At 42.4% G+C, this 14,933-nt stretch carries 11 protein-coding genes; 5 read left to right on the top strand and 6 right to left on the bottom strand.

Annotated elements, in window-relative coordinates; genetic code table 11:
* Window positions 1–299: 299 nt before the first annotated feature.
* The 3 genes from AC4II3_RS24760 to AC4II3_RS24750 all read left to right on the top strand — a co-directional run bounded on the left by AC4II3_RS24760 (window position 300) and on the right by AC4II3_RS24750 (window position 3,020).
* Window positions 300–2,087, top strand: coding sequence for a purple acid phosphatase family protein (locus tag AC4II3_RS24760; RefSeq protein ID WP_488017095.1), 1,788 nt, complete (start codon window positions 300–302; stop codon window positions 2,085–2,087).
* A gap of 17 nt (window positions 2,088–2,104) precedes the next feature.
* Window positions 2,105–2,305, top strand: coding sequence for a hypothetical protein (locus AC4II3_RS24755; protein WP_488017097.1), 201 nt, complete (start codon window positions 2,105–2,107; stop codon window positions 2,303–2,305).
* Between the two features lie 73 nt (window positions 2,306–2,378).
* The gene (locus AC4II3_RS24750; RefSeq protein ID WP_488017099.1) at window positions 2,379–3,020 is read left to right on the top strand and encodes an IS607 family transposase; all 642 of its coding nucleotides are present in this window, start codon (window positions 2,379–2,381) and stop codon (window positions 3,018–3,020) included.
* Window positions 3,021–3,163: 143 nt separating this feature from the next.
* Here the strand turns inward: AC4II3_RS24750 and AC4II3_RS24745 are convergent, their stop codons facing one another.
* Together AC4II3_RS24745 and AC4II3_RS24740 are read right to left on the bottom strand one after the other, a co-directional pair.
* Entirely contained in the window at window positions 3,164–4,480 is a 1,317-nt protein-coding gene (locus tag AC4II3_RS24745) for a D-arabinono-1,4-lactone oxidase (protein WP_488013643.1), read from the bottom strand.
* A gap of 68 nt (window positions 4,481–4,548) precedes the next feature.
* On the bottom strand, window positions 4,549–5,871 hold the full coding sequence (locus AC4II3_RS24740; protein WP_488013645.1) for a tetratricopeptide repeat protein: 1,323 nt from the start codon (window positions 5,869–5,871) through the stop codon (window positions 4,549–4,551).
* A 52-nt stretch (window positions 5,872–5,923) separates the two neighbouring features.
* Between AC4II3_RS24740 and AC4II3_RS24735 the strand changes: the two genes are divergently transcribed.
* The gene (locus AC4II3_RS24735; RefSeq protein WP_490722916.1) at window positions 5,924–6,130 is read left to right on the top strand and encodes a hypothetical protein; all 207 of its coding nucleotides are present in this window, start codon (window positions 5,924–5,926) and stop codon (window positions 6,128–6,130) included.
* Window positions 6,131–6,169: 39 nt separating this feature from the next.
* Here AC4II3_RS24735 and AC4II3_RS24730 read toward each other — a convergent pair whose 3' ends face one another.
* From AC4II3_RS24730 to AC4II3_RS24720, 3 genes are all read right to left on the bottom strand, one after another.
* Window positions 6,170–7,429 (bottom strand): ATP-binding protein, encoded by a 1,260-nt coding sequence (locus tag AC4II3_RS24730; protein ID WP_488013649.1) that lies wholly within the window; start codon window positions 7,427–7,429, stop codon window positions 6,170–6,172.
* A complete protein-coding gene (locus tag AC4II3_RS24725) occupies window positions 7,422–9,686 on the bottom strand; it encodes a tetratricopeptide repeat protein (protein ID WP_488013651.1) in 2,265 nt (754 codons plus the stop codon). Before AC4II3_RS24725 ends, AC4II3_RS24730 begins: the two co-directional genes overlap by 8 nt.
* A 545-nt stretch (window positions 9,687–10,231) precedes the next feature.
* A complete protein-coding gene (locus AC4II3_RS24720; protein ID WP_293055091.1) occupies window positions 10,232–10,465 on the bottom strand; it encodes a hypothetical protein in 234 nt (77 codons plus the stop codon).
* Between the two features lie 327 nt (window positions 10,466–10,792).
* On the opposite strand from AC4II3_RS24720, the gene AC4II3_RS24715 reads away from it, so the two are divergent.
* Window positions 10,793–12,109, top strand: coding sequence for an SdrD B-like domain-containing protein (locus AC4II3_RS24715; protein WP_490722915.1), 1,317 nt, complete (start codon window positions 10,793–10,795; stop codon window positions 12,107–12,109).
* Between the two features lie 941 nt (window positions 12,110–13,050).
* On the opposite strand, the gene AC4II3_RS24710 is transcribed toward AC4II3_RS24715, so the two are convergent.
* Window positions 13,051–14,373 (bottom strand): lipase family protein, encoded by a 1,323-nt coding sequence (locus tag AC4II3_RS24710; RefSeq protein WP_488013657.1) that lies wholly within the window; start codon window positions 14,371–14,373, stop codon window positions 13,051–13,053.
* Window positions 14,374–14,933 lie beyond the last annotated feature (560 nt).

Raw genomic sequence — 14,933 nt, 5'->3', positions numbered from 1 at the left:
GGGAACCCCCGCATGAAGGCACTGCCTCCCCAGTTCCGAAGCTGCATCGCTTGTCGTTGTCTTGATCCCAAGCGCGAGTGGGGGAAACCACGGCAGTTGCTCATGGGGGGAACCCCCGCATGAAGGCACTGCCTCCCCAGTTCCGAAGCTGCATCGCTTGTCTGTACCCCCACACCCTACACCCGGTCACCCTACACCCCACACCTGACGTCTTTGTAAAAAACCTACCCTTATGAGGGGGTTAGGGGTGGGTTCCGATTCCCGATTCCCGATTTCTCATTCCCTGCCTTATAGCTTTCATGGTCAAGTTTTCTATCAGTCGCTTTATCCTCATGGCAGCTATAGTTATCGGTGTAATTGTTCTTGTTCCAATTATCAAGCAAATTACCCAGCAGCGAGCCATGACATCCGCTTACGAATTACTAACTGACCCATTCTTGCAATTTCCTACAAAAGATTCCGTACGAGTGGTTTGGTTTACCGAATTTCCTGGCTCTCGCCACACCGTTACCTACGGCACGAGCTCTTATCGTAAGGCCACTGCTACTACTACTAAACTCAGCCGCACTCGGGAAGACCAAAAATCCCGAGTTGGCAACCAGACCGAAGACTCCCAAGTCTACCAGAAGCCAATCATGCGGGATATTTGGCGTCATGAAGCCATCGTAACTGGACTGACTCCTGGTCAACGCGATCCCTATCAAGTCACCAGTGTCAAGGAAAATGGGCAAGTTGTCAGGAGCAAACTCTTTAGCCTCAGTGCTCTCCCAAACCCTGAGACACCCCAGAAAATTCTTCTGACCTCTGACCATCAACTAATGCCCATGACAGCAGCTAATCTCCAGAAGGTGGTAGACACTGTAGGCCAAATTGATGGGGTGTTTTATGTTGGTGATTTAGTTAATATTCCTGACCGGGCTTCGGAATGGTTTGATGATAACCGGGGTGGTGCGTTTTTCCCTTGTCTTCAGGGTCGAGCTAATTACCAATTGGAGAAGAATGGGGTTAAAACTACCTACCATGGCGGTGAAATTATTCAAAATTCCCCGATTTTTCCTGTAGTTGGCAATCATGACGTGATGGGGCGTTTTTCTATGGAAAAGGATTTGAATAGCCAATTCAATGACCCTTTTCCTCGCGCTGCAGCACAAGCCATCTATCGGCAAAAAGCTGAACAGTTAAATCCAGATAATGACCCTAATTATTACCAAGCTTGGCTAAAAAACAATACCTATAATACTGACACCTATAACGAGATTTTTTCCCTACCGAATGGCAAACCGTATTATGCGGTAACCTTTGGTGATGTTCGCTTAGTGGTGTTGTACATTACTAATATTTGGCGGACACCTAGCTTAGGTCCTAATGCCAAAGGTAAGTATCAAGAACGGGAACAAGATTTAGACAATCCCATCGCTTGGGGATACGGACAACATATCTTTGAACCGGTTAGTAAAGGGAGTCCCCAGTATCAATGGCTTCAGGCAGAACTCAATAGCACTGAGTTTCAAAAAGCTAAGTATAAAATTGTGATGCTTCACCATCCTCCCCATAGCCTAGGGGGGAATATTGTCCCAGCTTATACTGACCCAGTGCAGATCATTGAGCGGGATCGGGCGGGTAAGGTGACAGCAGTGCGTTATGAGTACCCCAAAGACAAGGATTACATCATTCGGGATGTGGTGCCATTGTTAGAAGCTGCTGGTGTGCAGTTAGTGTATTATGGCCATTCCCATCTATGGAATCGCTTTGTTGATGGTAATGGCATGCATTTTTTAGAATCCTCCAATGTGGGGAATAGTTATGGCGCTTATGTTGGTGAGAAGAAGCGCCCAGTACCAACTGGGTATAACGAAAACTATTCCCCTACTGGAGACGCCAATGGATTAGAGCCCGTTATGCCAACGATCGCGCCATTGTTAGGAGAGAATAACCAGCCCTTGCCTTATATCGCTAGTAATGATCTGACTGTGTTTAGTATCTTGGATACTGGCACCGGTATAGTAACTAGCTATCGCTTTGATACGCGATCGCCTAATTCAGAGGTGATTAAATTCGATCAGTTTCAGTTAAAGCCAAGGGATTAGAGTCGGGAGATGGGGAGATGGGGAGATTTTTGATGAAGGGTAATTATCCCGAAATTATATTATATAATCAAATATTCGCTACTTTTACTTCTTGCCTATTGCCTGTTGCCTGTTGCCTATTGCCTGTTGCCTGTTGCCTGTTGCCTGTTGCCTATTGCCTATTGCCTGTTGCCTATTGCCTATTGCCTGTTGCCTGTTCCCTGCTTGCCTCTCTATAAAAAATAGACACCCTTAGACATTACTGACAAAATGGGTAATACTAGAGAGGTTGTGATTAGATCTAGCATTAATATGGAAAGTCATTCTGAGATGACATTAAGCATTGGGGAGGCAGCTAAACAGTTAGGAGTCTCTACCAAAACCCTAAGACGGTGGGCTGATGCAGGCAAAATCAGATATCAACGTTCACCTACTGGACAACGACGATTTTATCTTAAAGATATCAAACATATAACACCAAGAAATCCTCAGCCATTGACCCACAGATTGACCATCAACTATGCCAGAGTTTCTAGTGATGAGCGACAAAAAGATCTGAAGAGTCAAATTCAATTATTAGAAAATTTTAGCACTGCTAATGGTTGGCAATACGAGACTATTTCTGATTTCGGGGGTGGTTTAAATTATCACAAAAAAGGATTGAACCAATTACTCAGAAAAATTATGACAGGGGATGTTGAACGATTGGTGATTACTCACAAGGATAGATTGCTGAGATTTGGAGCAGAATTAATCTTTACTATTTGTGAAGAGTTTGGGACAGAAGTCGTTATCATTAATAAATCCCCAGAGGGAGTCAGCTTTGAAGACGAATTAACCCAAGACATGATGGAATTAATCACAGTCTTTTCTGCCCGTCTCTATGGCGCTAGGAGCCAAAAAAATCAAAAATTACTTGATGGCATGAGTCAAGTGGTAAGGGAATTAGAATAAGGACTAGGTGGAGAGAGGGGAGGGTGGGGAGATGGGGAGATGGGGAGATTTTTATTAAGGGTAATTATCCCGACATGATATTAGAGAGTATGAAATAAACCCCGGCTGTGAAACCAACTCCCAACCGAACCGATTTGAGCCAATCATGCATCAAACGGGAAGAGGCGGTCTAGGAAGGGGTTAGAAAAAAGTCGATCAGGATCAAATTCTTTCATAAGTAGAGCGAAGTCATCCCAACGTGGGTATTGTGAGCGCAGATATTCCCGATTGGAATAAAAGTGCTTGCCCCAGTTGGGACGGCCACCATACTCTAATAATATCTTTTCGGCTTCCCGATGATAGTTTTCAATCACCTTAAAATCTGATCCTGATAAGTTAAGGCTAATATATACCGATTCTCTTTGATACAGTGGGCTTAACCAATGCTCTTCCGAACTAGCAAATCGAACTGATATTGGTAAGTTTATCCTAAATCCATGGTTTTCTATCATCTGGTGAATTTGCTCCAGAGCTGTGATTGCAGCTGACCTTGGTATGGCATACTCTAACTCGGAATAGGTAAAATTAATATTTTCAAAGGCGAGGATCTTAAAGCTCTTATCCCAACGGTTTAATCCCCGTAGATTAGTCATAAACGCTACTCTAAAGATGAGAGGAATTAGAGCAGGAAACGTCCTGGTAATCCAGTCACCGATTCCATTGCCTTCTCTAACTATAGTTTTAGATAGGTTGTCTAGGAATTGTCTCCAGAATGGCATGGGCGCAACTGGCTCATCCATTTTATTAAACTTAAACCAATAGGAGCGTGAGGTGTGGGGAAATTCAAAGAATTGGAAATGATCGTTTTCTTTAACTAATGTGTCTATTTCTTTTCTGAGAAGGTCGGTCAACATCGGTTGTTGAATATCTCGCAAGAAGAATGTAGGAACACAACGAAGGGTTAATCTAGTAATAATACCAAGGGCACCCAAGTTGACACATACTCCATAAAATGTGGGATCATCTTGTTGGTAGCGGACAACTTCCCCAGATGCTTTCATTAGCTCCAGCTCGACCACTGCACTGGCCAGTGAGCCGTTTTTGTCTCCTGTTCCATGGGTAGCCATTGCTATGGCACCAGAAATAGTCTGCTTGGTGATTGCTCCCAGGTTTTCCAAGGCCATACCGTGTTGGTCGAGGTATTGATTCAAGCTGTTTAGTGTTATTCCTGGCTCAACAGTAACGGTGCCCCGTTCTCGGTCTAGCTCGATTACCCGATTTAGTCGCTTCAAGGATACAAGAACACCATCGGTGCATGCAGCTTCTGACCATGAGTGTCCGGAACCAACCACCTTAACTTTCATCTTTTCGGTTCGAGCCATGGCCAGAACTTTCTTGAGATCTTCGTTAGAAGACGGTTCGACAATACTTTTGGGGTTGCAAGAAACATTACCCCTCCAATTTGACCACGCAGGTGACATATTAATTTATGAAAAATCTTGTAATGGTTTTTCTATATTTTAGCATAAAATAGATAAGCTGTCAGTTATTAGTTTCTTAGCTGAATCAATAGTTTAGCAATATGACGTTGAAGGTTTTCCCAATCTTCGGGAAAGTAGTCACGGGTAAAGATTTCTGAGGCATTTTCATAGCATGTGATCGCATTTTCCAGATTCTCTGTAGTTTCTCCTACTATTCTGTTGCTGAAAGCATTACCCAGGTTATATAGGGTCCTTGCCCACTCTTCGGGGAAGTCTCGTTTGGTATAAACCTCCAAAGCTAGTTGGTATTGGGCAATGGCTTTTTCGAGATTATCAGCTTTATCTCCACGGATTCTGTCACTATAGGCTATGCCAAGGTTGTTGTGAGTACTTGCCCAATCTTCCGGGAAATCTCGTTTAGTGCGAACTTTTAATGCTCGTTGGTATAGTTCTATGGCTTCTTCGAGATTATCAGCCCGGTTTCCACGGATTCTTTCACAGTAGGCATTGCCCAGGTTATAGTGAGTCATTGCCCAATCAATGGGGAAATCTGGTTTAGTGCGAATTTCCAAAGCTAGTTGGAATGCTTTAATAGCTTTCTCGAGATTATCAGCCCGGTCTCCACGGATTCTTTCACAGTAAGCTATGCCCAGGTTATTTTGAGTGCTTGCCCAATCTTCCGGGAAGTCTGATTTGGTATAAACCTCCAAGGCTATTTGGTATGCATCTATGGCAATTTCGAGATTATCAGCCCGATTGCCACGGATTCTATCACTGTAGGCATTGCCCAGGTTGTTTTGAATAGCTGCCCAAATTTCCGGGTTACTCTGATTAGTAAAAACTCTTAGCATCGTTTGGTAACCAGCAATAGCGATTTCCCTGTTATTGCCTTGATTACCCAGTGGAAAATCGCTGATCAGGGTGCTGAATTCCCAGATAGTATTAGCGATTTCTTTTGCTGTTTCTGGTTCCTCTGCTGAAAGCTCAGCACTTGCCCAGGTTTGCAGGATATTGATAAAATTATGATCGAGTTTGTCTAAGTTTGCTTCCAGGAATGGGTAGACAACTTCGCGGTCGCCTTTGCTGTTGTTAGTTGCTAGCAATATTTCTATCAAGAATTTATGATACTCTTCCGATGAAACCTTAGGTGAAGTAAGGGTTTCTGAAATTTTCAGGCCTTTTAAAAGTTTCCTCCTGATACCCAGTAAAAAGTTAGCAGCGTTTTGGTGGCCATTTGCTGTCAGATAGTCTGCTGATTGTGCCATTACCTGCAATAACTCTGCATCCACTAACTCAAGGTTGCTATTAATAAGTTTGATTTCTTTACCCTTGGGACAAGTTAGGAGTTGGTGGAGCAAGTTGAGGTATGCTTGTTTTCTTTCTTGGTTCATTTACTACTCCCTACTCGGCTGCATCTCCTAAAAGCTGTTTGACTCAGCAGTGATGCGTTACGGGCATCAGGCGTGGAACGGGCATCTTGCCCGTTTAAATTGGCGGGCTGTCCCAACCTTGGCTAGGAGCCTGAAAATGAGGGTTCGCCGTTGGGTGGTGCGTTACGGGGCGGACTATCCCAACCCTGGCTACGACCCGGAAAATGAGGGCAAGTCCGCTCCTGAAGCACCACTAGCACTACTTAATTCTAAATTCTAAATTCTAAATTCTAAATTCTAAATTCTTCTTCATTCTTCTTCATTCTTCTTCATCTGACTGCTCTGACGGAGGCAAAAGTAGAGGATTGCCTTGATATTCCGCTGCTTTATCCGTAGGTAAACGACGCACTAAGTCAAATTGAATTAATTTATCTAAAATCGGTAAAAGTTGACTAAATTCTTGAACTTTCATCCGCTTGAGGTCATCCATGGTTATGTTTTCATCGGATAGCACCCCTTTTGCTAAAATTACTTCAAGCACATAATACTCTTCAGCACTCAATTCTGCATGAATACGCAGTTGTTGACTGACATCTTCTAAACCTTGCTGAAATACCTCTGGTGTAATCTTCTCTGCTTTCAGTTCCGCTGCTTTCAGTAATACATAACTACCAATGCGATTGAACCAACGGGGGATCCCCTCGGAACGTTCACACAAATTCTTAGCAGTTTCTATAGTGAAGGGATAAACGGCATCAGGATTAATTGGGTCTTTGCTAGTTTCTCTAATTCGGGCGCTAGCGAGATAGTTAATTAACATTTGATACGTGGTGGGTTGGTCTAAGGCTGTAATCTCTAATGCTAAATCAAATAACCCTCGTTCACCGATCAAAAGCTCCTGAGTCAACCCGGAAGGATGCCCAGTCAAAATAAACCAAGCATCACCTTTGAGCATGCCTTGAGCATTGTGCAATAGTTGACGCACCCGGTCTGGGTCTTGTTTATCTAAATCATCGATAGCAATCACCACACGACTATACTTCTCCAGCGCTCTTTCCAATAAGTCTTGAAAGGTGAGAGTGGGAAACTGTGGAGCATTAACTGGTTTGGATTCCGCTTCAAGGCTTGCCCCAAACCCGGCGATTTTTCCCTCCAACTTGGTCTTGGTTTTGCGACTCGATTCACTCATCAATCCCATGTTGTTTAACAGTTGTTGCGCCCACTCATCTTCTGGCATATGTCGGGCTAGGGCAATCAAAGCAGTCGTTGCTAAATCAGTTTCAAAGGGGAGACTGATATAGGTGGCGAGAGTATCTTCGCTGTTCCGTTGCAAAACTCCCAATACTTCTAAAATAAATGCTGTTTTACCAATACCAACGGCACCGTAGACTAATATCCGCTTTCGTTCGCGACCCTGCAATAAGTTAAATATCTTCCTTAACTCCTGGGTACGACCTGTGAAAACTTTATCTAGGTTTGACCGCAAGCTGGAAGCACTTTCAGAAAAAGGAATTTCTTCAAGATTCCAGTTAGCAAAATTTTGTTTTGTTTCCTTCCAAAGTTTATCGGCTTCACTCATGGCTATTGCTTGGGTTTAATTGTTTTAACTTGTTTATCTTTGATTTTGCTAATAGTTGGAATATTTCTTGAATATTATCAATTTTTTTGTTATCCTTAAGGGTATGATAAATCTCACAAGCCTGGTTTAATTCTTCTCGGGCATCGTCGATAAATCCAAGGGAAATCATTAGTCTGCCTAATCCCGTTTTGCAGGCAGCTATTCCTTCTTGATTTTTGATATAGTCGTAGATGCGCAGAGCGTCCCGATAATGCATCCGGGCTTTGTCTAGGTTTATCATTAAATGATGGGTGCGGGCAATGTGGTATATTGCATCTGCACGACATTCTAGGTTTTCGGTTTGGCGATAGATAGCGAGACTTTGCTCTAAGCGGGATAATCCATCATACCAGCTTCCTCGCTGAACCAACAGTTTACCAATATTACGTTGGATGTCTGCCCAATCTTCCGGAAACGCTTCACGGGTGTAGATTTCTGAAGCCTTTTGATAGGATGCGATCGCTTTTTCCAGATTCTCTGTACAATTTCCGAGTATTCGCTTACTGTAGGCATTGCCCAGGTTATTTTGAGCAATTGCCCAAATTTCGGGGAAGTATTGTTTGGTAAAAACTGACAAGGCTAGTTGGTATGCTTCAATAGCAATTTCTAGATTCTCAGCTCTATCGTGGCCGATTCTATTACTGTACCCATTGGCCAGGTTGATTTGAGTGATTGCCCAATCATAGGGGAAGTCTTCTTTGGTGCGAACTGACAAGGCTAGTTGGTATGCTTCTATAGCCTTTTCTAGATTCTGAGCTCTGTCGCCACTGATTCTTTCACTGTAGATTATGCCCAGCTTGGCTTGGATGTCTGCCCAATATTGGGGAAAGTTTTCTTTGTTGAAAACTGATAAGACTAGTTGAAATGCTTCAATAGCAATTTCTAGATTCTGAGCTCTGTCATCGCGGATTCTGTCACTGTAGGCATTGCCGAGATTGCCTTGAGTTCCTGCCCAAAGGATCGGGAAGTCTTGTTTGGTAAAAACTGACAAGGCTAGTTGGTATGCTTCTATAGCCTTTTCTAGATTCAATGCCCTGTGGTCACAGATTCTTTCACAGTAAGCAATGCCCAGGCTATTTTGAGTCCTTGCCCAATCATAGGGCAAGTATTGTTTGGTGCGAACTGACAAGGCTAGTTGGTATGCTTCTATAGCCTTTTCTAGATTCTGAGCTCTGTCGCCACTGATTCTTTCACTGTAGGCATTGCCCAGGTTGTTTTGAGTCGTTGCCCAATCATAGGGGAAGTCTTGTTTGGTGTAAACCGACAAAGCTAGTTGGTATGCTTCTATGGCGAGTTCTAAATTATCAGCTTTATCTCCACGGATTCTGTTAAGGTAGGCAATGCCCAGGTTATTTTGAGTCGTTGCCCAATCATAGGGGAAGTCTTGTTTGGTGTAAACCGACAAAGCTAGTTGGTATGCTTCTATGGCGAGTTCTAAATTATCAGCTTTATCTCCACGGATTCTGTTAAGGTAGGCAATGCCCAGGTTATTTTGAGTCGTTGCCCAATCATAGGGGAAGTCTTGTTTGGTGTAAACCGACAAAGCTAGTTGGTATGCTTCTATGGCGAGTTCTAAATTATCAGCTTTATCTCCACGGATTCTGTCACAGTAGGCAATGCCCAGGTTAGTTTGAATAGTTGCCCAAATTACCGGATTACTATCATGAGTAAAAACTGTTAGGATTGTTTTGTAACCAGCAATAGCAATTTCGATGTTATTGGCTTTATTACCGAGGTAAAAATCGCTGATAAGGTTGCTGAATTTACCAATAATTATAGCAATATTTTCTGCTGTTTCTGGTTCCAATTCTGATAATTTAGCACTTGCCCAGTTTTTTAAGATATCGATAAAATTATCATCGAGTTTCTCTAGGTTTGCTTCCAGGAGTGAGTAGACAACTTTGGGGTCACTATTGCTGTTAATAGTTGCTATCAATACCTCTGTCAAGAATTGCCAATAGTCTTCGGATGAGGGATTAACTAAAGTAGAGGATTCTGAAATTATCTCTAAAAGATAACTCCTGAGACTCCCTAAAAAGTCAGCAGTATTTTGGTTGCCATCGGCTGCTAGTTCTTCTGCTTCTTGTGCCATTACCTGCAATAAATTTGCATCCACTAACTCGCGGTTGCTCTCAAGAATTTGGACTTCTTCACCGCTGGGACAAGTTAGCAGTTGCTGGATCAAGTTGAGGTATGCTTGTCTTCTTTCTTCGTCCATTTTTAATTATTGAGCTATTAGCCGTCAGCTCTCAGTGGTCAGCTAATGCGCTACGCGCACGTTACGCGAACAGCTGCCCGTTTGACCTGGTGGTGCGTTACGGGACGAACTCTTCCAAGATTGACTACCAATAAAATGAGGCCGAGCCCGTCCCTAACGCACCCTACGCCTACTCTTTTCCCCCCTTTTTTTAAGGGGGGTTAGGGGGTATCAAAACTCCCATTAATAACTTCTATAAGTATAGCAATAAATAAAAAAAATCGGTCAAGCTCAGATAAACTCCAATACTTGACCGAATTATATTGTGTAAACCTCAAAACATACAGCTAAGCTGCCGTTAAACCAAATAACTTTTGACTGATTAATTGTACATTATTCCCGAGTTAGTCAGCAACTGCTGGAAAGCAACAACATACTAACTCATGCTTCATGCTGATTGATACCCCTCCCCAAAAAAACGTTCACTCTTAATTCTACATTCTACATTCTTCATTCTTCATTCTTCATTCCTGGTCGCCAGGGCGACGCCCTGGCAAATTACTATCCTAATCTACATAAAAGTATCGAATCAAAGTCACCATAACCTCACCAGGATTTCCGGTAGGCTCGGGAGTGCTCCACTCGTCGGGATAAGCGTATTTAAGAGAATAGATGGCAAGAATTGTTTTCCGAACTTGTTCAGGAGAACCGACCAAGATGTGCTTGGCTTTCTTAGCTTTGCGACCTTGGTTTTCAGGGTTTTGATTGTCATCAGGGTTTGAGGGAAAGTTTGTACTCATGAATCGTTATTGGTTTAAAGTGTTTACATTATTAATATATTAATTTATTAATTGATTGTCAAGGGGTTTAGGAATTTTTTTTATTACCAAATTGCGAATAGATAGAAGAGTAAATTGGCAATAAAAACTAGTTTTTGTTTGTATAAATTTAAAAAAAAATTAATCCTATTTTATTTTTACCTCCTCCCTACTCCCTGCTCCCTGCTCCCTGCTCCCTTGTTCTTGTAACGTTTTGCAACTATGGCCAAAATGGCGGGACAGATTGAGCCGACTATCTCATTTTTTAGATAGGTTTGCGAGTAGCAACATCTAGGTGAGGTACACAGGTTGTCGATTTTAGGGAATCGGGAATCGGGAATCGGGAATCGGGAATCGGGAATCGGTAACAGGGATAAAATCTTGTGTACCTTATTGCTATCCAAAACCCTATATTGTTTCTTTTGCCTTTTGTCTCTTGCCTCTTGCCTTTTGCCTATTGCCTCTTGCCTATTGCCTATTGCCTACTCCCTACTCCCTATACACATACATTTCATTAATAGGAAAGTAACCATGATAGTAATCAACGATAGCGACAATTCCAATTCACAACCAGTAATACCAGAACCAAATCCCAATGAGCCTACTGGTTCTATTGGTAATTACGTTTGGTTAGACAGCAACAGAGATGGTCTCCAAAATGAGCCTCCTGAAAATGGTGTGAATGGGGTTACTGTTAATCTCTTTGACATCAACGGTAACCTAATCCAAACCACTACTACCAATGACGATAATAATGAGAATCCTGGGTTCTATCTATTTGAGAATATCCCGGATGACCTTTCTAGTCGTTATACCCTGGAATTTGTTGCGCCCCAAGGATTTACCTTTACTACCCAAAATAACGACCCACGGCTGTTCATTGATAGCGATAGTCCGATAGATAGTGATGTTGATCCCAATACCGGTCGTGTCACTATCGGTCCGATCACCCGATTCTTACCGGAAGGGATTGATCAATTGGTATGGGATGCTGGTCTGGTGCCAGTTAAATCAGGGACAACTGGTACCCCAGGGAATGACAAACTGATTGGTACTCGTGGTAATGACCACATTAGTGGTGGAAAAGGTAACGATACGATTGCCGGTGGTCGTGGTAATGATACCCTCTCTGGGGATGGAGGCAAGGATGTAATTAAAGGGGGTGCTGGTAAGGATGTGCTTGATGGTGGCACTGGTCGTGACATCATTACCGGTGGTCGTGGTGATGACACGATTAATGGTGGTGGTGGTAAGGATCGGTTAGTGGGTGGTCGTGGTAATGATCACATCACCGGTGGTGGTGGTGATGACAGGATTAATGGTGGTCGTGGTAGTGATACGTTAGTTGGTGGTGCTGGTCATGATGACTTTTTGTTTACTAAGGGCAGTAGCTTCCGCCACGGTGACGTGGATGTAATCGAAGACTTTGAAGTTGGTGCAGATCTGATTAAATTGAAGGGCTTTGGTGCCATTGATCCTCAAAAGTGGTTTAACAGAGCAGTAGCGTCTGGTATCCTATCTGACAGTGACCAGGGTGTTGTGCTTTCTCCTAAAACTGGTGGAACCCTTGTGATTGAGGATGTGGAGCTAGATCAACTCAGTGGTGACAATTTTCATTTGGTTTAGAATTGTGCTTAGTCCCGTTGACAGTTTACTGTCAGTCAAGCTAGTGTAAGCATTCAGCGGTCAGCGGTCAGCCGTTGGCTGTTCGCGTAGCGTGGCCAAAGGCTGACCGCTGATTATGGAATTTCCTGTTTATTTAGGGATTGGTTCTTGGCGAATTCATCCCCATTTTTTGTTTGAGTCTTTAGGGTATGCGATCGCACTCAGGGGGTGACAAGCGCTCTTTAAAATCTTACAGGGGTTAGGTTTTAGGGGTTAGGTTTTAGGTAAAATTGCCCTGGCGGGATGGATTGATTAAAACTATCATTGACTCAGTATGCGTGAAAATTGCTTCAATTGCTGGGAAATACAAATGACTCATTGCGCTCATTTTACCCAATACCTAAAACCTAAAACCTAACACCTATCTAGGTTTGAGCTTTGTTGTCACCCCGTGAGGTTTTTGGCTGATGATTCTCCAGCTCCATCCCGGACTTTGTCAATCCCCTAGCTGAATCCTTACAACTTTTATACTACATTTTTAAGTACGGAATGTGGGCTCGAAATAGACGGGATCGGTAACACAAAATTGCCTAAGGAATCCGTACCAACTTTACGGGGATAATCTTTACAAAATCTCGAAGTCAGTGAGTATCTTTATCGAAGATTGTGGATGATTCAAGGACTAATTGTCAACTCTCAATAGCTGGTCAGATTTAGCTTTTCCTCTGATCAATCTCAAACCTCAAAAACAGCTCAATTTTCAGCAAGGACTTAACGCTCTATCTGTTATACAGAGTGCTTTGTAACCTTGTTGTCACTCCTTGAGTTTTGCACCAGGAACTAGACTAAAGTTCAACTGGTGCAAAATAGCGATGGCTGAGCATACTTCTGAAACATTTACGGTGAAAGCGTTTCAGCTAAGCACGTAAGTTTTTGTACAGTTGCTACTCAGACTCTTTTCTCTATTGCTGGCTTTTAAGCACCAAGCTTTCAAGTCCGGCTTTTTCACGGTCAGGTGATGTCTCAAAGAGCCCCGTCAACTTAAACAGAGTACAATATTCCTTCTCCACACCTAAGATCTTCGCATATGCATCTGTATGCTGATAACCTGTCTGTTTCAAAAAGGCTTTAAGGTTTGGATCTTTGATTTCTATTGTAGGGGTTTTTTCTTCAATTGGAAAATATGCTTCACACATAAAGTGAATCGATTTTTTCTCATTTAAATCGACGATCACAGTTGATTCAGTATTTTCCGGATCTGTATCATTGATGTGAGTATAATTTTTGTCATCAACAAATTTTATTAATTTATCGACAAGAGTCTGGACTTTATCGCTATAATATAGATCCCCCCCTTCCTGATAATACAAAGTGGGGATCTCATGAAGTAATGTTGTATTCCAAGCATGGGGAACCACATCAAGTTCGTTCCATAATCGTGTAGTAGTATCTCCCAAATTTTCGTTATAGTATTGGGCAAAAATATCATTCCCGGGTGTAGGCCCTGCTGAAGGATAAACATAAATTGGGATACCATTCTCTAGTTCCTCCTTAATTTTCAAAGCTAGTACGGGAGCCAAAGCGCCTCCTAAACTATGCCCTGCAAAGGTAATGTCAGTAATACCATCACGATTTCTTAAAAAATCCAACAATGTTTCTTTATCGCTTCCCATACCCATCAGATTATTTAAACCTCGATCAGTACCACTTGAAAGCTGTCCTGTTTCATCAGGGTTTTCATCCCAAGGTTTCAAGACTCCAACTGCAAAATCTAGTCCAAACCAATCATAAATAGACGCTGGATTAGTACCAGCGATCGCAACCAAATAATGGTTATCTTTTTTAACAACAAACATTGAGTTGGCAGGATAACATCTTTTTGGAGGAAAATCATAATCGGCCAAATATTTTTCTTCTGAGGAGCACAAAAGCTCAGAAGGCCGATAAATGGGACTGATTATAACGTAAGGACCCCAAACAAGTTCCCAATCTGAAAGCATCTCAACATCATCACAATAGTCTGAGAGAACATCATTGCCATTAGGACATGATATGACATTATTAACGAACTCTTCTAATTGTTCACTTAAGTATTTTGAAGAACCTTGTACCTTATCTCCACTAGCATTTGAAAGTATTGAGAGGAGAAAAACTTCTTCTTGGCTGAGACCAGTGGGTAGATTTGGATCGGCTAGAGTTGAGGCCATTGCTTCAAACGGCATTACTGTTGCTAATAAAAGTACTAGCGCCAGACAAAATGACAATAGCTTGGTGATAGTTTTCATGAAAATATACGAAAGTAGGGTAATCTGACCTGGGAGCATGTCACTTATGCAGAACATTTGTACTAAAGCTATAGCCCCCTCATGGGTAAAAGCCAAGCTCATATGGTACATAGTTCATTTGTTCTGGAACATAGACTTGCTCCCCATCAATTTGTGAGAACAATGTAATAGTAGTCCTGTTATATATCTGTGATCCTCATAAAACTCATAGAAAAACTCATAGAAAAACTCATAGAAAAACTCATATCTCACCAAAAACTCAGGGAGCATGTCACAAATGCCGAACATTAGTACATTATCTGGGGAATGGGGAATGGGGAATCGGTAATAGGGGGAGCATCTCACAAAGGGCCGAATCTTTGGGGAGCAGGTCAATTTTGTAAGAACACTTGAACTACAAACCCTTGAACTACAGTGTTTTCGGGGCTTCAGTAGCAGTCAGGAGTTTTTTAGTACATTTGTTCTACGAATTTGACATACTCCAAAAACTCATAGAAAAACTCATAAAACTCATAGAAAAACTCATAGAAAAACTCATATCTCACCAAAAACTCAGGGAG

This window comes from Moorena sp., assembly GCF_982860115.1.
Note: the sequence above shows the minus strand (reverse complement) of the source record. Positions and strands in the feature narration are given on the sequence as shown.